The 15,998-nt window shown below is 37.5% G+C and carries 19 protein-coding genes; 13 read left to right on the forward strand and 6 right to left on the reverse strand.

The window, feature by feature from the left end; translation table 11 throughout:
• The first annotated feature begins 4 nt into the window (after window positions 1-4).
• The 7 genes from IGL36_RS04645 to IGL36_RS04675 all read left to right on the forward strand — a co-directional run bounded on the left by IGL36_RS04645 (window position 5) and on the right by IGL36_RS04675 (window position 5,255).
• The gene (locus IGL36_RS04645) at window positions 5-304 is read left to right on the forward strand and encodes a PTS sugar transporter subunit IIB (RefSeq protein WP_002358018.1); all 300 of its coding nucleotides are present in this window, start codon (window positions 5-7) and stop codon (window positions 302-304) included.
• A gap of 13 nt (window positions 305-317) precedes the next feature.
• Window positions 318-956: a 3-keto-L-gulonate-6-phosphate decarboxylase UlaD gene (locus IGL36_RS04650; protein ID WP_010716941.1), complete on the forward strand. Its 639-nt coding sequence runs from the start codon at window positions 318-320 to the stop codon at window positions 954-956.
• Between the two features lie 4 nt (window positions 957-960).
• Window positions 961-1,821 (forward strand): L-ribulose-5-phosphate 3-epimerase, encoded by an 861-nt coding sequence (locus tag IGL36_RS04655; protein WP_002397790.1) that lies wholly within the window; start codon window positions 961-963, stop codon window positions 1,819-1,821.
• Complete coding sequence (locus IGL36_RS04660; RefSeq protein WP_002397791.1) at window positions 1,811-2,521, forward strand: L-ribulose-5-phosphate 4-epimerase; 711 nt, start codon at window positions 1,811-1,813, stop codon at window positions 2,519-2,521. Before IGL36_RS04655 ends, IGL36_RS04660 begins: the two co-directional genes overlap by 11 nt.
• A gap of 257 nt (window positions 2,522-2,778) precedes the next feature.
• Window positions 2,779-3,267, forward strand: a complete 489-nt coding sequence (cbpB, locus tag IGL36_RS04665) for a cyclic-di-AMP-binding protein CbpB (protein WP_002382126.1) — start codon at window positions 2,779-2,781, stop codon at window positions 3,265-3,267.
• 80 nt (window positions 3,268-3,347) lie between these two features.
• Window positions 3,348-4,049 carry a 2,3,4,5-tetrahydropyridine-2,6-dicarboxylate N-acetyltransferase gene (gene dapD, locus IGL36_RS04670; protein ID WP_002358012.1) on the forward strand — a complete coding sequence of 234 codons (702 nt, stop codon included), beginning with the start codon at window positions 3,348-3,350 and terminating at the stop codon, window positions 4,047-4,049.
• A gap of 36 nt (window positions 4,050-4,085) precedes the next feature.
• Window positions 4,086-5,255 (forward strand): N-acetyldiaminopimelate deacetylase, encoded by a 1,170-nt coding sequence (locus IGL36_RS04675; protein WP_002397792.1) that lies wholly within the window; start codon window positions 4,086-4,088, stop codon window positions 5,253-5,255.
• Between the two features lie 44 nt (window positions 5,256-5,299).
• Here IGL36_RS04675 and IGL36_RS04680 read toward each other — a convergent pair whose 3' ends face one another.
• Window positions 5,300-6,220: a mechanosensitive ion channel family protein gene (locus IGL36_RS04680; RefSeq protein WP_002382128.1), complete on the reverse strand. Its 921-nt coding sequence runs from the start codon at window positions 6,218-6,220 to the stop codon at window positions 5,300-5,302.
• Window positions 6,221-6,385: 165 nt separating this feature from the next.
• Between IGL36_RS04680 and IGL36_RS04685 the strand changes: the two genes are divergently transcribed.
• Both IGL36_RS04685 and IGL36_RS04690 read left to right on the forward strand, forming a co-directional pair.
• A complete protein-coding gene (locus IGL36_RS04685; RefSeq protein WP_002358008.1) occupies window positions 6,386-6,748 on the forward strand; it encodes a hypothetical protein in 363 nt (120 codons plus the stop codon).
• A gap of 28 nt (window positions 6,749-6,776) precedes the next feature.
• A complete protein-coding gene (locus IGL36_RS04690) occupies window positions 6,777-7,649 on the forward strand; it encodes an aldo/keto reductase (protein ID WP_408938825.1) in 873 nt (290 codons plus the stop codon).
• Between the two features lie 50 nt (window positions 7,650-7,699).
• Here IGL36_RS04690 and IGL36_RS04695 read toward each other — a convergent pair whose 3' ends face one another.
• A complete protein-coding gene (locus IGL36_RS04695; protein WP_002397795.1) occupies window positions 7,700-8,422 on the reverse strand; it encodes a gamma-glutamyl-gamma-aminobutyrate hydrolase family protein in 723 nt (240 codons plus the stop codon).
• Between the two features lie 142 nt (window positions 8,423-8,564).
• Window positions 8,565-8,939 (reverse strand): lactoylglutathione lyase, encoded by a 375-nt coding sequence (gloA, locus tag IGL36_RS04700; protein ID WP_002358003.1) that lies wholly within the window; start codon window positions 8,937-8,939, stop codon window positions 8,565-8,567.
• A gap of 148 nt (window positions 8,940-9,087) precedes the next feature.
• On the opposite strand from gloA, the gene IGL36_RS04705 reads away from it, so the two are divergent.
• Entirely contained in the window at window positions 9,088-9,534 is a 447-nt protein-coding gene (locus IGL36_RS04705) for an NUDIX hydrolase (protein WP_002397797.1), read from the forward strand.
• Window positions 9,535-9,597: 63 nt separating this feature from the next.
• On the opposite strand, the gene yidA is transcribed toward IGL36_RS04705, so the two are convergent.
• From yidA to IGL36_RS04720, 3 genes are read right to left on the reverse strand one after another with little or no spacing between them, the layout of a single operon-like run.
• A complete protein-coding gene (gene yidA, locus IGL36_RS04710) occupies window positions 9,598-10,410 on the reverse strand; it encodes a sugar-phosphatase (protein WP_002397798.1) in 813 nt (270 codons plus the stop codon).
• Between the two features lie 18 nt (window positions 10,411-10,428).
• A complete protein-coding gene (locus IGL36_RS04715; RefSeq protein ID WP_002357999.1) occupies window positions 10,429-11,799 on the reverse strand; it encodes a dNTPase in 1,371 nt (456 codons plus the stop codon).
• A complete protein-coding gene (locus tag IGL36_RS04720) occupies window positions 11,796-12,611 on the reverse strand; it encodes a lipoate--protein ligase family protein (RefSeq protein ID WP_002397799.1) in 816 nt (271 codons plus the stop codon). Before IGL36_RS04720 ends, IGL36_RS04715 begins: the two co-directional genes overlap by 4 nt.
• A gap of 331 nt (window positions 12,612-12,942) precedes the next feature.
• Between IGL36_RS04720 and IGL36_RS04725 the strand changes: the two genes are divergently transcribed.
• From IGL36_RS04725 to IGL36_RS04735, 3 genes are all read left to right on the forward strand, one after another.
• Window positions 12,943-13,380 carry a DUF1934 domain-containing protein gene (locus tag IGL36_RS04725; RefSeq protein ID WP_002382132.1) on the forward strand — a complete coding sequence of 146 codons (438 nt, stop codon included), beginning with the start codon at window positions 12,943-12,945 and terminating at the stop codon, window positions 13,378-13,380.
• A 76-nt stretch (window positions 13,381-13,456) separates the two neighbouring features.
• Window positions 13,457-14,074: a DNA-directed RNA polymerase subunit delta gene (rpoE, locus tag IGL36_RS04730; RefSeq protein WP_002357996.1), complete on the forward strand. Its 618-nt coding sequence runs from the start codon at window positions 13,457-13,459 to the stop codon at window positions 14,072-14,074.
• A 307-nt stretch (window positions 14,075-14,381) separates the two neighbouring features.
• Complete coding sequence (locus tag IGL36_RS04735) at window positions 14,382-15,992, forward strand: CTP synthase (RefSeq protein ID WP_002357995.1); 1,611 nt, start codon at window positions 14,382-14,384, stop codon at window positions 15,990-15,992.
• Window positions 15,993-15,998: the final 6 nt, after the last annotated feature.

Here is a 15,998-nt window from a genome sequence, read left to right on the forward strand (position 1 = left end):
TAAAATGAGAATACTTGTTTCCTGTGCCAATGGTTCTGGCACGAGTCTAATGATGATGCGGAGTGTTGAAAAAGCAATGAAAGAACTAGGTGTACCGATTACAAAAATTCATCATTGCGCCATTTCAGAAGGAAAAAGCTCTGCTAGCCAATACGACGTTGTTTTTACTCCAGTCAATTTTTTACAAATGTTTCAGCAAGCAGAAAAACGCGGAGTCACAGTGATTGGCATTAAAAATGTAATGTCTGCAAAAGAAATTCAAGAAAAATATATGGCTTCAGATCGTTATCAAAAATCTGAATAAAAGGATGGGAAAGATGAAAAGACCAAACTTACAAATCGCTTTAGATCATAATAGATTAGAAGACGCTTTAGCAGATTGTATGAAAGTCGGAGAAATTGTCGATATTATCGAAGTTGGCACTATTTTGTGTTTACAAGAAGGCCAAAAAGCAATTCGTTGTTTAAAACGCATGTTTCCTAATAAAACAATTGTTGCTGATACAAAATGTGCTGATGCGGGCGGTACAGTTGCTCGTAATGTCGCACAAGCAGGCGCTGATTTCATGACGGTCATTTGTTGCGCCACCTTACCAACGATGGCTGCAGCTCAAAAAGAAGTCCGAGAATTACAAGTAGAACTATATGGAAATTGGACAATGCAACAAGCTCGACAATGGCGAGAATTAGGGATTAATCAGGTGATTTATCATCAAAGTAGAGATGCTCTTTTAGCTGGCGGCAGCTGGGGAGAAAAAGATTTGAATAAAGTTCAAGAACTAATTGACTTAGGCTTTGAAGTGTCCGTCACAGGTGGTTTAACTGTCGAAACGCTTGAATTGTTTCAAACAATGGCAGTTGCAACATTTATTGCGGGCCGTGGGATTACTGAATCAAAAAATCCTGAACAAGCAGCCAAAGATTTTCAAAAAAAAATCGATCAGATTTGGAAGTGATAAAATGGCACGAATTGGACTATATGAAAAAGCACTCCCGCAAAATTTAACTTGGGCAGAACGATTCACATGGGCCAAAAAGTTAGGGTTTGATTTTTTAGAAATGTCAATTGATGAATCCGATGAACGTTTAGCACGATTGGCTTGGACACCAAGCCAGTTACAAGAACTTTCTCAATTAATGGTGAAAGAAGATTTTTTTATCCATTCTTTGTGTTTAAGTGGTCATCGGCGGTTCCCTTTAGGCTCTTTAAATAAAGAAACACGTGAAAAAGGACGGAAAATTTTATCTCAAGCGATTCGTTTGGCTCATCAATTAAACATACGGGTAATTCAAATAGCTGGCTATGACGTCTTTTACGAAGAAAAAACTGCCGAAACAAGGGAATTTTTTCTTCAAGGTCTGAAAAAGGGCGTTGAGGAAGCTGCACAATACGGTGTCATTCTGGCTGTTGAGATTATGGATGACCCTTTTATGAATAGCATACAAAAATTTCTAGAAATTAAGGAACAAATTCCGTCTCCTTTTTTGCATGTTTATCCTGATTTAGGTAATTTGTCTGCTTGGCCGGAAAATAATCCGGCGGTTGAACTTGAAAAGGGAATTGCTGAAATCGCTGCTATTCACTTAAAAGATACCTTCGCTGTAACAGACACATTTGAAGGGAAGTTTCGGGAAGTTACTTTTGGAGAAGGCTGTGTTGATTTTACAGGCTTATTGAAAACACTCAAGCGGTTAAACTATAGTGGTCCTTTTTTAATTGAAATGTGGAATGAAACGGATTTGAATTTTCAAGAAAAAATTCAAGCCGCGCAGCAGTATCTCTATCCCAAATTAGTAGAGGCGGGTTATTATGAACAATAAAGCGATCATCCAAGCAATGAAACAACGTGTTTATGAAGCGAATCTGGCTTTGCCAAAACTGGGCTTAGTCAAATTAACGTGGGGCAATGTTAGTGAAATCAATCGGTCATTAGGGATTATCGTAATTAAACCAAGCGGCGTCAAATATCAAGAAATGACCAAGGAACAGATGGTAGTGACTGATTTAAAGGGACAACTATTGGAAACCAATGCATTAAAGCCGTCTTCTGATTTACCCACGCATCTTTATCTCTATCAAAAAATGCCAGAAATTGGAGCGATTGCGCACACGCACTCCCTGAATAGTGTTACATGGGCTCAAGCAGGGCGAGCCTTACCTCCTTACGGTACCACCCATGCGGATGCTTTTTATGGCGCTGTACCTTGCACAAGAGCGCTCTCTGAAAGTGAAATTAAAGAAAACTATGAAGAAGAGACTGGCAAAGTCATTGTTGAAACATTTCATGAACAAGAACTAGATCCTTTAGCAGTTCCAGGAGTGTTAGTTTATGGACATGGCCCATTTACTTGGGGAATGACTCCGGAAAAAGCAGTTGAAAACAGTTTGATTTTAGATGAAATCTGTTCAATGGCCCGTTTGACGGAAATAATTAATCCAGATGTTGAACCAATTGATCATTTTTTATTGGATAAACACTATTTTAGAAAACATGGGATTTCCGCTTATTATGGTCAGTGATGGCTGTGATAAAATGTGTGAAAAAGAAGTATAATTGACTGATTAATTGGTCTTTTATAAAAACTTAGTTGTCTGTTATGGGACAACTAAGTTTTTATTTTTTTAAGAAAGCGTTCTCTTATTTTTGGGGAGAATAGAACAAAACGTTAATTTTCGTTTGTTAAGTTATGAAGAATTTGCGAATTCCAAGACTTTTTCCGCAGAATTAGGTACAATAAGTTACGTGTTAAAGAATTAGAAATGGAGGCAACCCAATCATGATAGGGACTGCTGTAAAAGAATTATTATTAGAAAAACAAGAAACGTTTTTAGTACCTGCCGAAAATGTCGCCAATGTAATGTGTTTAAATCCTTTAAGTCACGCGGCATTAGTCTTATCGAAAGTTCGCTATTCCAAGATTCCTGTGTTAGATAAGGGAGATCGCTTTGTTGGTTTAATCGGTTTGACAGACGTTGTAGATAAAATGTTTGATTTGACTTCAGTGGATTTTGAAAAATTGAATGAATTTACTGTGGCCGATGTAATGGAAGTCAATGTTCCTGTAATTGGTGAATCGTGGGATTTAGAAGAAGTGTTACATTTATTAGTAGATGCTTCTTTTTTACCAGTGGTTGATGATAATCAACGCTTTAAGGGTATCATTACACGCAAAGAAATTTTAAAAGCGGTCAATCATATGGCGCATGAATTAGAAAAACATCATCTTGTTCTGCCTAAATCAGAAGAAGAAATGAAAGTAATTTAAATAAAACGCAAGAAACTCTTTACTTTTTTCTCATAAATGCGTTATTCTGTATGATAACACGAAGTAAAGGAGTGCTGTGATTGGACGCATATGAGATTATTCAGTATATTGGCGATGCCAAAAAGCAAACGCCTGTTAAAGTAACACTGAAAGGGCAATTAAAAGAAGTCACGTTTCCGGAAACAATTAAGGTCTTTAATAATTGTAAAACTGGGACATTGTTTGGCGATTGGGCTGACGTAAAACCTTTTTTAGAAGCAAACAAAGAAAAAATTGAGGATTATGTTGTAGAAAATGATGCACGTAACTCAGCAATTCCTTTTCTTGATCTGAAAGACATTAATGCTCGGATTGAACCAGGTGCTTTGATTCGCGAAAAAGTTGAAATTGGCGATCAAGCGGTGATTATGATGGGGGCTATTCTAAATATTGGCGCCGTCGTTGGTGCAGGGACTATGATTGATATGGGCGCTGTTTTGGGCGGTCGTGCAACTGTAGGGAAGCATTGTCATATTGGCGCAGGAACGGTTTTAGCTGGTGTCATTGAACCACCAAGTGCCGCACCTGTGGTTATTGAAAACGAGGTTGTCATTGGAGCGAATGCGGTCGTACTAGAAGGGGTTCGTGTTGGTGAAGGTGCCGTTGTGGCTGCTGGGGCAGTAGTTGTGGAAGACGTTCCAGCGCATACCGTTGTCGCAGGCGTGCCAGCAAAAGTAATTAAACAAATTGATGATAAAACCAAGAGTAAAACAGAGATTTTAGAAGAATTACGTAAACTCTAAAAATAAATTAGTCAGTCGCGATGAAGAAACTTCTTCATGGCGGCTTTCGATTACCCCAAAAATGAAGGAGTGGCTTTTGTGGAGCAAGAAGAATTAATTGCGATTAGACGGCAACTACATCAAATACCTGAAATCGGTTTAGAAGAAAAGGAAACACAAGCCTTTTTACTTAATGAAATTGATAAAATGAAGCAACCTTATCTGCAAGTTCGAACATGGCAAACGGGGATTTTAGTCTTCATAGAGGGCAAAAATCCTCAGAAAACCATCGGCTGGCGTGCTGATATTGATGGTTTGCCTATTCAAGAGGAAGTGGTTTCTGCTTTTCAATCAAAACGAACAGGGTTTATGCATGCCTGTGGGCACGATTTTCACATGACAATCGGTTTAGGGGTTTTGAAAGAATTAAGTCAACAGCAACCAGACAATAACTTTTTATTTTTATTTCAACCTGCTGAAGAAAATGAAGCAGGGGGGATGTTGATGTATGAAGACCATGCGTTTGGTGAATGGTTACCTGATGAATTTTATGCGCTTCATGTTAATCCTGATTTGCCAGTCGGAACTATTAGTACCAGAGTAGGGACATTGTTTGCTGCCACTTGTGAAGTGAACATTACCTTAAAAGGAAAAGGTGGACATGCGGCTTTTCCGCATCAAGCGAATGATATGGTCTTGGCGGCTACCAATTTAATTCAGCAAGCGCAAACAATCGTTAGTCGAAATGTTGATCCTGTGGTCGGGGCAGTCGTTACTTTTGGGACTTTTCATGCAGGGACTGCCTGCAATGTGATTGCCGAAGAAGCAACTTTATCTGGTACAATTCGCACATTGACAGCAGAAACGAATGAACAAACGCAGCGAAGAATTCGCGAAATTAGTGAAGGTATTGCGCAATCTTTTCAATGTGAAGTAACTGTTCATCTTGATCAGAAAGGGTATTTACCTGTAGTGAATGAGCCAGCATGTACCACGAATTTGATTGAATACATGAGCAAACAAGCAACAGTTCAATTTCAACAAGCACCGGTTGCAATGACAGGTGAAGATTTTGGCTATCTATTGTCTAAAGTCCCAGGCACGATGTTTTGGTTAGGCGTGGCAAGTCCTTATAGCCTTCATTCTGCCAAGTTTGAACCCAACGAAGAGGCGTTATTGTTTGGAGTGAAGGCAGTTAGTGGCTTTTTAAAATCATTGGACAATTAGAAAAAAAGCCACCAGATAACTAATAAGTATCTGGTGGCTGTTTTTTATTTTGCAATAATGGGCGTATTGGGAATCGTAAAGCCGGCCTCTGTTAATGCTTTGATATATTGAGCTAGAAATTCTTCTTTGACCGCAAATTGTTTGCCGTTTAGTACATACATGGTCGTTCGCACCGCAAAGTTACCATTGCCTAAATCGACCATACCAAAAATATCTGGCCCAGTTTGAATACTTTCGATATACTTTTCTTTTAACGTTTCATTGACTTCTGTAATCACTTCACAAATTTTTTCATAACCTTCTTCAGGATTGATGCGGACATCAATTAACACTTGCATATTGGCACGAGACAGGTTACTGATTGTGGTGATGTTTCGGTTTGGAATAAAATGAACAGTTCCATCAACCGCTTTAATTTGAGTGGTTCGTAATCCGACAGAAGTAACTGTTCCTTCAATATTTAACGCCAATAAGCGAATATAATCGCCTACATCCATTTGTTGTTCTAAAATAATGAAAAATCCGGTAATTAAGTCATTCATGAATCCTTGAGCTCCTAAACCAATGGCAACACCGGCAATTCCCGCTCCGGCTAATAATGAGCCAACAGGTACACCGACAATGGTCAAAAGAGAATAGATGAAGAAAAAGAACAGCGTATATTGAAATGCATTAATAATTAAAGTGTGTAACGTTTTTAAACGGCTTTCACTAAAATGTTGCTTTTTACTATAATTTGCATAGGTGCGATCAATTAAATATTTCCCGATTCGCTGAATAATAAAAAATAGAAAAATTAAAAATAAAATTGATAAACTTTTTTCAATTAAGGTAGCGACAATGGCATCCCAATTAATATTGTTCCAAAAGCGTTGTAGCGCGCTCACTTTTTTTACGGTCGCTTCTGCTAAATCAGGAGCAGAAGAATCGACTGTTTCAGTACTGGCTAAACCAAGTATCAACATAAAAATCCAACTTTCTCTAAAATTTCTTCTTTTAGTATACTAAATCTCTCGGCGAAAGGGGAAGAAAATAGAAAGTTTTTTTAAAGACTTAACATGTTTTTTTAGGAATGTTATAATTTTGTAAATAATATATTTTATAATTTTGTTAAAGGTTGTGAGTGCTGCGTGAAAGTTTCAATTGAATGGGCAAAAAATGATTTACTTTCTAAATTACCTGTAACAATTTTTATTGATGAACGATGTGCCACTCGCTTGACGGCTGACAAGCGACGAACATTCATCTTCCATAATCCAGTCGCTTTACGATTAGGGAGTCGTTTTTTTAGTAGTCAGATAATCGAAATTGCAGAATCATGTACATTGAAAGTTTCCTTTAATTGGTCCTGTGTTTATCTCTTTTGTATCTGGTTACTTGCAGTTAAACTGTGGATTGGAAGCGTTAGCGGTCGAACAATTGTAGTTGTGGCACTAATCGGAGTGCTGACCTATTGGCGTCGTTATTTATTAAAAATAAAGAAAATGACCTGACGAGTCGTGATTGTTTCGTGAAAGAAGAATGCGTAGTATACTAAAAGTAATGAAAATGAAGGGGCTGAAGAAACACATGACTTTGGATAAAACAAAAAAATTAGCAAACGGCAATGAAATGCCACGCCTAGGTTTAGGTGTTTGGCGTGTAGAAGATGGCTCAGAAGCAACAAATTCAGTAAAATGGGCTTTAGAAGCGGGTTATCGCTTGATTGATACAGCAGCCGTTTATAAAAACGAAGTAGGGGTGGGCGAAGGCATTCGTCAATCGGGTATTCCCCGCGAAGAAATTTTCGTGACGACGAAATTATGGAATGAAGATCAAGGCTATGAAAATGCGATTAAAGCGTTTGATAAAAGCTTAGAAAAATTAGGGTTAGACTATGTTGATTTATATTTAATTCACTGGCCTGTTGCTGGTAAATATAAAGAATCATGGAAAGCATTAGAAGAAATTTACGCAAGTGGTCGTGCCAAAGCAATTGGCGTTTCCAATTTTCATCAACATCATTTGGAAGATTTATTAACAGAAGCAAATGTTGTGCCAATGGTGGATCAAATTGAATTACATCCTACGTTAACACAAGAACCGCTACGAAAATATTTAGCCGAAAATAAGATTGCCGTGGAGGCTTGGTCTCCTCTAGGACAAGGTAATTTATTATCTGAACCAGTACTAGTGAAAATTGGTGAAAAATATGGTAAATCAGCGGCCCAAGTGATTATTCGTTGGCACTTACAAAATGATATTATCGTGATTCCCAAATCTGTTCACGAAAAAAGAATTCAGGAAAATTTTTCTGTCTTTGATTTTGAATTAACGCCAGAAGAAATAACCACAATTAATCAGTTAAATAAGGATCATCGTTTTGGTGCAGATCCAGATAATTTTGATTTTTAAGTATGATAGCAAGCAAAAACGGAGGGGCGAAAGACGTCCCTCCGTTTTTACTATAATTTTTGAACAAAGTAGTTAAAGAGTGCTTGGGATTTGGCATCACGTGCGTACATTAGTTCAGGATGCCATTGAACAGCTAATAAAGGCTGCTGTTCATTTGTTGATTCCACTGCTTCTGCAAGGCCATCAGAGGACCAAGCAGTAACGCGTAAATCTTTTCCTAAAGTATGTAGTGCTTGGTGATGGTACGAGTTGACTTGACCAGTTGTACCATATATGTTTGATAATTGACTGTCTGGTTCAACATCAATACGATGCGTCGCAAAGATTGGTTGAGTGGGTTGTTGTCCGTGCTTAACTGACCATTGAGGATACATCGATAAATCTTGATATAATGTGCCACCTAAAGCAACATTGACTAATTGCATTCCACGGCAAACCGCAAAAATAGGTTTGTTTTGTTTTAAGGCTTCTTCAATTAGGGCTAATTCAAACTCGTCACGATCACGATTCGTTTCTTCTAATTTTATATGGGGTTCTTGTCCGTAAAATTCAGGGGCAACATCTTGACCGCCTGCTAAAAGTAGTTTATCAATTTGTTGTATATACGTAGCGGCTAATTCTTTGGAGCCAATTGGCAAAACGAGAGGAACGCCACCTGCGGCTTGAACAGCGCTAACAAAACCTTGTGGGGTGTAAGTCACTTGGTTACCGTGAAACACTTCAGCTGCCTGCAAAAGTTGATTGCCAGCGATTCCAATAATTTTTTTTGTCATAATAACATCACATCCTCAATAAATTCATACGTTCTATTGTAGCACTTTTTTTGAAAAAAGTGTTTGAGAAGAAGTCGAGACAAGTTTTGTCTCGGACAGCTCTCAAACACAAAAAGCTCAGTAAGTGAACAAGTGAAACTTTTTAACGTTCACGAATGACTTCGATTTTATACCCATCTGGGTCGACAACAAAGTAATAAGATGGTGCAGTTCCAGGTAAGCCTTTTAAGTCAGTGACAGTTAAGCCAGCCGCTTGATGTTTTTCGTGTAATCCTTCTAAATCATCTGTACTGATGGCGATATGACCATAACCGTTTCCTAAATCGTATGCTTCATGATCATAATTATAAGTTAGTTCTAGTTCGTAGTCGTCTCCTGGTAAAGTTAAATAAACCAAAGTAAATTTATTTTCTGGAAAATCACGACGGCGACTTTCTTCAAAATTGAAGGCTTTTTGATAGAAATCTAATGATGCCTCTAAATCTTTTACACGCACACATGTATGAGCCATTTTCATAGTTAAAAACTCCCTTTCAAACTTAATTATATTTCCAACGTTAATAGTAGCATAGATAAACGTGAAATGTAGAGAAAAACGCTTGGTTTCTGACTTGTTCTAAAGGAATTTCTCAGGTAAAATAGATGAAAAGAGAAGAGGTGCGCCAATGAAAACGCCAACGTTTGGAAAAAGAGAAGAGACATTGACCTATCAAACAAGATATGCTGCATACATTATTGTTTCAAAGCCAGAAAATAACACAATGGTTCTGGTACAAGCGCCAAATGGAGCTTATTTTTTACCAGGAGGCGAAATTGAAGGCACCGAAACGAAAGAAGAAGCGATCCACCGAGAAGTGCTAGAAGAATTAGGAATTAGTGTAGAAATTGGCCGTTATTTAGGGGAAGCTGATGAATATTTTTATTCGAACCATCGCCAAACTGCCTATTATAATCCTGGCTATTTTTATGTAGCGAATACTTGGCGGCAACTTAGCGAACCCTTAGAAAGGACCAATACTTTACATTGGGTTGCACCAGAAGAAGCAGTCCGTTTATTAAAAAGAGGAAGCCACCGCTGGGCCGTTGAAAAATGGCTAGCGGCATCATCATAAAATAACGAATAACCCTCAATCTATGTTGATTAGATTGAGGGTTATTGTTATTGAAAAGAATGTTTAAATTAAAACCATTTTTTCAATAATTTGAGCGACACCATCTTCGTCATTACTAGTGGTATGCACATCGGCAATTGTTTTAACATTTTCTGTCGCATTGCCCATCGCAACACCAATCCCAGCGTAATCAATCATAGATAAGTCATTTTCATTGTCACCAATGGCCATCACTTCGTCTTTATTTAAGCCTAAATGGTCTGCCAATTTTGCTAGAGCATTGCCTTTGCTAGCATTTTTATTCATGATTTCATAGTAAAAAGGCGTACTTTTAACAGTCGTATATTTTTCGGTAAAATGTAATGGTAATTTTGCAATGGCAGGATCTAAAACTTCCGGCTCATCAATCATCATCATTTTAATAATGTTCATCTCTGGTGTCATTTCATCCACCGTACGATATTTCAAAGGCATGTTCACTAAAGATGCTTCGTGAATCGTATATTTACCAATATTGCGATTGGCAGTGTAAATAGCGGAATCATCAATTGTGTGCAAGTGAGCGCCGACTTTACGAGAATACATTTCAATTTCTAAAAAATCCTCATAACTCAAGGTATAGCGTGAAATAATCGTATTATCTTTGGTTGCTTGGACAAGCGAACCGTTGTAGGTAATCACGAAATCATTTTCACCATATAAGGCTAATTCATCCAATTGTTCTTTCACGCCTGGCAAAGGACGGCCTGTACATAAAACAATACGAACGCCTTGCTCATTTGCTTTTTGGAGCGCTTCTTTGACCCGTGGGGAAATCTTGTGTTGTGAATTTAGCAATGTTCCGTCGATATCAATAGCAACTAACTTAATTGACATAGAATCCTCCTAGAAAACCTATTTTTTTAAAACTAACGCACCATTATGAATGTAACTTGAAAACTCACGATACGTCTCATCAAATAAATCGTAATGTTTTTTATTTCCTTGGTCAAGCATTTCTTTAGGGAAATAGAAACGTTCATCTCCTTGACTTTGACCAGCAAGTGCTGCAACTAGGGGACTAACCGTTGCCAATTCCACTAATGAGCCATCTTTTTGCATTAATTCAATTTGTGTACGATGACGGTCTTTATTTGGACGATAAAAATCGTAAGGTAAATCATAGCTTGAATTAATGGCAGTATAATATTTAGGGTTGAAACCAACTTTTTCAATCAATTCCCTTAAATAAGCAATCGTTGCTGCGCTCTCTTTTTCGTTCGTAAAGGTGGCTGACTTCAGAGGCTTGCGCATAAGGAAACGTTTGGCTAAATCACCTAGAATTGAATCAGGCACATCCATCCATTGTGTAAAGTACGTAGAGAGGACGCCATCATCCAATTTTAAATATTCTTGTAAGGTGAAGTCCCCTTTAAAGAATGGTACAAGCAGAGAGGCTTGTAAATCATAGTCAAATTCAGGGTTTTCAAATAATTCTTTCGCTCGATGCAATAAATGATCAAGAATCACTTCCATCCCACGAGAAACAGGGTGGAAATAGACTTGGACATACATTTGGTAACGACTAACGATATAGTCTTCCACCGCATGCATCCCATTCATAGCAAAGGCAATGCCTCCTTTGTAGGGTCGAATCACACGTAAAATTCTAGTTAAATCGAAGGTTCCGTATTCAGTCCCTGTAAAGTAAGCATCACGTAACAGATAGTCCATACGATCGGCATCAATTTGACTAGAAATCATTTGCACCACTTGAGGATTTGGGTATTGTTTAGTAATAACGCTGGCGACTTTTTCAGGAAAATCTGCCGAAACACGATTTAAAATTTGATAGACTTCCGTTTCTGGTGAGGTGATGATTTGGACCGTGATTGCTTCATGGTTTGTATCAAAAATATGCTCGAATGTATGTGAATAAGGACCATGACCGACATCATGTAATAAAGCTGCGCAAAGTGTAATCAGGCGCTCGTCGTCATTCCAGCCGTTTTCACCTAATCGTTCCACAGAGTAGTTACGTTGGAAAATCTCACAAATCCGACGTGTAATTTCGTAAACCCCCAAAGAATGGGAAAAACGACTATGTTCGGCACCGTGAAACGTAAAAGAAGAAGTGCCTAGTTGCTTAATGCGACGTAATCGTTGCACTTCAGCAGAATTAATAAGGTCTAAAATCACTTGATGTTGGACATGAATATAATTATGGACGGGATCACGAAAAACTTTTTCGATTGGTAATCGTTGCTCTTTATACGGAATCGTCATACGATCTCTCCTTTAATTAAGGCGTTTCGTTGCGCCATTTTTTCCAGCTGGACAGTTAAATTTGTTTGGAACCATTCCGAGGTTATAATTGGTTCGGTTAAGTTTGGATCAATAGATTTTTCAAATTGTTGAGGTAATGCTTCGATTAAACGGGTTTTTACGGCGTCTATTGTTAATGGAGTCTCAATCAGGGTTTCTAAATTTGCCATCACTGCTGGATCAACGGGTGGATAGCCGTTTTCACCAAATTGTTCTTGTAACCCAGCAAGGTAAAAGTCTCGAACCACTTCTCCACGAGCAAGTTGATTGCCGTTAACGCTGATGTAAATCATGACAGAAATACCGTCTTTGACGCGTCGTTGGGCAATCCCAGCAAACTTTTGACCGTCAATACTTAAATCATAAGTACCGGGACAATAGGATGTAGTAATTTCAAAGGCGTCAATCTCTTTCTCCGGAAAACTCTGACGGAGCCAAGCCCACATTAATTCATAAGCCGCATCGATACTTAATTTGTGTTCAGAATTATTTGGTAAAATAAGTGAAACATTTAAAATACCCGAATCGGCAATCACCCCTAAACCGCCGGCATTGCGAACGACTACAGAATAATCGTTTTCTTGCAGAGAAGTGATGCCTTCTTTTAGATGAGGTACACGGGTATCTTTCATGCCAAGAATCATAGCTTGATCCAATTGCCAGAAATGAATGATTGGTTGGTGCTGCATTCCTGAAAAAGTGGTTAAAACATCGGTCAAGGCAAAAGGTAAAAAATAGTCACTGTTTGTTAAACAACCTGAATCAAGGAGCATAAATGATTCAGTGTGAAGGGGAAAAGTTGTGCTCATAAAAAACGTCCTGTCTATTTATAATTACGTCATTTAATACGTTTATTTTCATACTCTCTCTTATATTATATACAAAAAACGCAAAAAAGCATGTTATATAAACGAATTCTGAAGGAATTCTCTAAAATAGTAAACGGTTTTCTTATTAAATAGATGAAACAAATGCTTGCAACCCGTGAAAAGAGCTTATACAATAAGAAAAGGTACATAAGCAAGGAAAAATTGACTTTAGTTGACAAATACATTGAAAAAGTCAACAATAAGAAAGTTATATTTTGGAAAAGGAGTGACCATTATGGATTTATCAACAGGCGTTCCTGTATCGATTCAACTAAAAACGATTGTCCAACAAGGCAACGAACAAAAAGATTTTTTCTTTGACTTAGAAGGTCAATTAGTAAAAATGGGTGATACATTATACATTCGTTACAAAGAAGAATTATTAGAGGATACAGAACCAACCCCCGTAACCATTAAAATTGAACCAGACGGGCATGTTCAGCTGATTCGTGCCGGTGAATTACGGATGCGTTTAAGATTTGGCTATCAGGAAAAATTAGATACAAGTTATCGAACCCCTTATGGCTTGCTACAGATTAGTACGTTTACACATAATTTGCGTGTTAGTTTAAAAGATCAACCAATGTCTGGTAAGATTTTAGTTGATTATGATTTATACTCTCAAACAGAGCGAATCGGAGAATATCATTTAGAATTAGAATTTACTGCATAAATATTGCAGAATAGAATTGATTTTTTTTCAATGTTTTTGTATGATAAGGAGTAGACTGTGAAAGGACGTGTACCTCTTGGAAATTAATGTATTTGAAGGGTTGAACAAAAAAGAATTATCCATGATTGAAGTAGCACACGCTATTTTAGAACAACATGCAGATGTAATGGATTTTTCTGATTTAGTTAACCAAATCCAAAATTATCTTGGCAAGTCTGATAGTGAAATTCGTGACCAATTAGCACAATTTTATACAGATTTAAACATCGACGGTAGCTTTATCTCATTGGGAGACAATCGTTGGGGCTTACGTTCATGGTATCCAATCGATTCAATCGATGAAGAAGTTACACATGGCTTGGAAGAAGACGAAGAAGATGCACCACGTCGTAGAAAACGTAAAAAAGTAAATGCCTTCATCACTAATCCAAACGATGAAGATGTAATTGACTATAACGATGACGATCCAGAAGATGCTGAATTAACAAATGATGATGAAGAAGACATCTTGTACGATGATGAAGAAGATGAAGATGAAGAAATCAAAGCATACAACTCTGACTTACAAGAGATTGGTGCAGATTCAGACGATGATGAAGAAGACATTCCGCAAATCGAAGAAGATTTAACGATCATTGATGACGATGATGTTGAAGATGAAGACGATTTTGATGACGAATATTCTGAAGAGTAAGAAACCAAAAAGCTTGATTCCTAAGAAGGAGTCAAGCTTTTTAGTTGAATGCTTAAGAAAAATGAGAAAATAGAAAAAATTATTTTCTTGAATAGAAGTACTTGACCTGATGTCCGTTTGCTTGTATTATACTACTTGGGCACCTTTAAGAAGGTCAGAAGTTTGAACGAACTTACAAGCTCCCTATTCGTAATGGATAGGGAGCTTTTCTATTTTTGTTTCTTTTTTATTTGGAGAAACGTAAGAGTCTCAAAGTTGTTTTACTTCTCTCTACAAAATATTATCAAAGAAAGGGTTTTTAACTATTATGACAAAATACATCTTTGTTACAGGTGGCGTGGTTTCTTCTATTGGAAAAGGGATTGTCGCAGCATCTTTAGGACGATTATTAAAAAATCGTGGATTAAAAGTTACGATTCAAAAATTCGATCCATATATTAATGTGGATCCGGGGACAATGAGTCCTTACCAACATGGAGAGGTTTTTGTCACAGATGATGGTGCCGAAACAGATTTGGACTTAGGTCACTATGAACGTTTTATTGATATTAACTTAAATAAATACTCAAACGTAACCACTGGGAAAATTTATTCAGAAGTCTTACGTAAAGAACGTAAAGGGGAATACTTAGGTGCAACAGTGCAAGTTATTCCACACATTACCAATGAAATCAAAGAAAAAATCATGCGTGCAGCGAAAATGACGGATGCCGATGTGATTATCACAGAAGTAGGTGGTACTGTCGGCGACATCGAATCATTACCTTTCCTAGAAGCATTGCGTCAAATGAAAGCTGATATGGGTAGTGACAACGTAATGTACATCCATACAACCTTGATTCCTTACTTAAAAGCGGCTGGCGAAATGAAAACTAAACCAACACAACATAGTGTCAAAGAATTAAGAAGTTTAGGGATTCAACCAAATATTTTAGTGGTCCGTACGGAATTACCTGTTTCTCAAAACACTAAAAACAAATTAGCACAATTCTGTGATGTTAATCCGGAAGCGGTAATTGAATCTCGTGATGTTGAAACGTTATACTCCATTCCATTAGCACTTCAAGCACAAAACATGGATCAAATTGTTTGTGATCATTTAAAATTGGATGCACCGGCTGCAGACATGACTGAGTGGCGTGCATTAGAAGAAAAAGTTCTTAACTTGAAAAAGAAAACAAAAATTGCGCTGGTTGGTAAATATGTTGAATTACCAGATGCCTATATTTCTGTTGTAGAAGCATTAAAACATGCTGGGTTTGATTTTGATTCAGATATCGAAATTGATTGGGTTGATTCACAAGAATTAACTGCTGAAAATGTCGCTGAAAGAATTGGTTCAGCAGATGGTATTTTGGTTCCTGGTGGTTTTGGTGATCGTGGAATTGAAGGAAAAATTGAAGCGATTCGTTTTGCTCGCGAAAATGACGTACCATTCCTTGGTATTTGTTTAGGTATGCAAATGGCCTGTGTAGAATTTGGTCGTAACGTTGTGGGCTTAGAAGATGCTGGTTCTGCAGAAACTAATCCTGACGTGACAAATAACATTATTGATTTAATGGCAGATCAAGAAAACATCGAGAATTTAGGTGGCACACTACGTTTAGGTTTATATCCATGTAAATTGAAAAAAGGAACGAAAACTGCGGCAGCATACGGAAATGAAGATGTTGTCCAAGAACGTCACCGTCATCGTTATGAATTTAACAACAAATATCGTCAATTATTTGAAGAAAATGGCTTAGTTTTCTCTGGAGTTTCACCAGATAATCGTTTAGTTGAGATTGTTGAAATTCCTGAAAAACAATTCTTTGTGGCTTGTCAATTCCACCCAGAATTAATTTCTCGTCCAAATCGCCCACAACGCTTAATCAAAGGATTTGTTGGTGCAGCTTTGGCAAATAAAGAAAGTAAATAAGCAAAA

The organism is Enterococcus sp. AZ011, assembly GCF_050548355.1.
GTDB classification, from domain to species: domain Bacteria; phylum Bacillota; class Bacilli; order Lactobacillales; family Enterococcaceae; genus Enterococcus; species Enterococcus faecalis.

Bases quoted from the DNA above. Each gene is read 5' to 3' on its own strand.
- IGL36_RS04695 (WP_002397795.1), bottom strand. From the start codon at position 8,422: ATGACAAAAAAAATTATTGGAATCGCTGGCAATCAACTTTTGCAGGCA.
- IGL36_RS04735 (WP_002357995.1), top strand. From the start codon at position 14,382: ATGACAAAATACATCTTTGTTACAGGTGGCGTGGTTTCTTCTATTGGA.
- IGL36_RS04655 (WP_002397790.1), top strand. From the start codon at position 961: ATGGCACGAATTGGACTATATGAAAAAGCACTCCCGCAAAATTTAACT.
- yidA (WP_002397798.1), bottom strand. From the start codon at position 10,410: ATGTCAATTAAGTTAGTTGCTATTGATATCGACGGAACATTGCTAAAT.
- IGL36_RS04705 (WP_002397797.1), top strand. From the start codon at position 9,088: ATGAAAACGCCAACGTTTGGAAAAAGAGAAGAGACATTGACCTATCAA.
- IGL36_RS04720 (WP_002397799.1), bottom strand. From the start codon at position 12,611: ATGCTCCTTGATTCAGGTTGTTTAACAAACAGTGACTATTTTTTACCT.
- IGL36_RS04725 (WP_002382132.1), top strand. From the start codon at position 12,943: ATGGATTTATCAACAGGCGTTCCTGTATCGATTCAACTAAAAACGATT.
- IGL36_RS04690 (WP_408938825.1), top strand. From the start codon at position 6,777: ATGCGTAGTATACTAAAAGTAATGAAAATGAAGGGGCTGAAGAAACAC.
- IGL36_RS04675 (WP_002397792.1), top strand. From the start codon at position 4,086: ATGGCGGCTTTCGATTACCCCAAAAATGAAGGAGTGGCTTTTGTGGAG.
- cbpB (WP_002382126.1), top strand. From the start codon at position 2,779: ATGATAGGGACTGCTGTAAAAGAATTATTATTAGAAAAACAAGAAACG.
- gloA (WP_002358003.1), bottom strand. From the start codon at position 8,939: ATGAAAATGGCTCATACATGTGTGCGTGTAAAAGATTTAGAGGCATCA.
- IGL36_RS04645 (WP_002358018.1), top strand. From the start codon at position 5: ATGAGAATACTTGTTTCCTGTGCCAATGGTTCTGGCACGAGTCTAATG.
- IGL36_RS04650 (WP_010716941.1), top strand. From the start codon at position 318: ATGAAAAGACCAAACTTACAAATCGCTTTAGATCATAATAGATTAGAA.
- IGL36_RS04680 (WP_002382128.1), bottom strand. From the start codon at position 6,220: ATGTTGATACTTGGTTTAGCCAGTACTGAAACAGTCGATTCTTCTGCT.
- IGL36_RS04715 (WP_002357999.1), bottom strand. From the start codon at position 11,799: ATGACGATTCCGTATAAAGAGCAACGATTACCAATCGAAAAAGTTTTT.
- IGL36_RS04660 (WP_002397791.1), top strand. From the start codon at position 1,811: ATGAACAATAAAGCGATCATCCAAGCAATGAAACAACGTGTTTATGAA.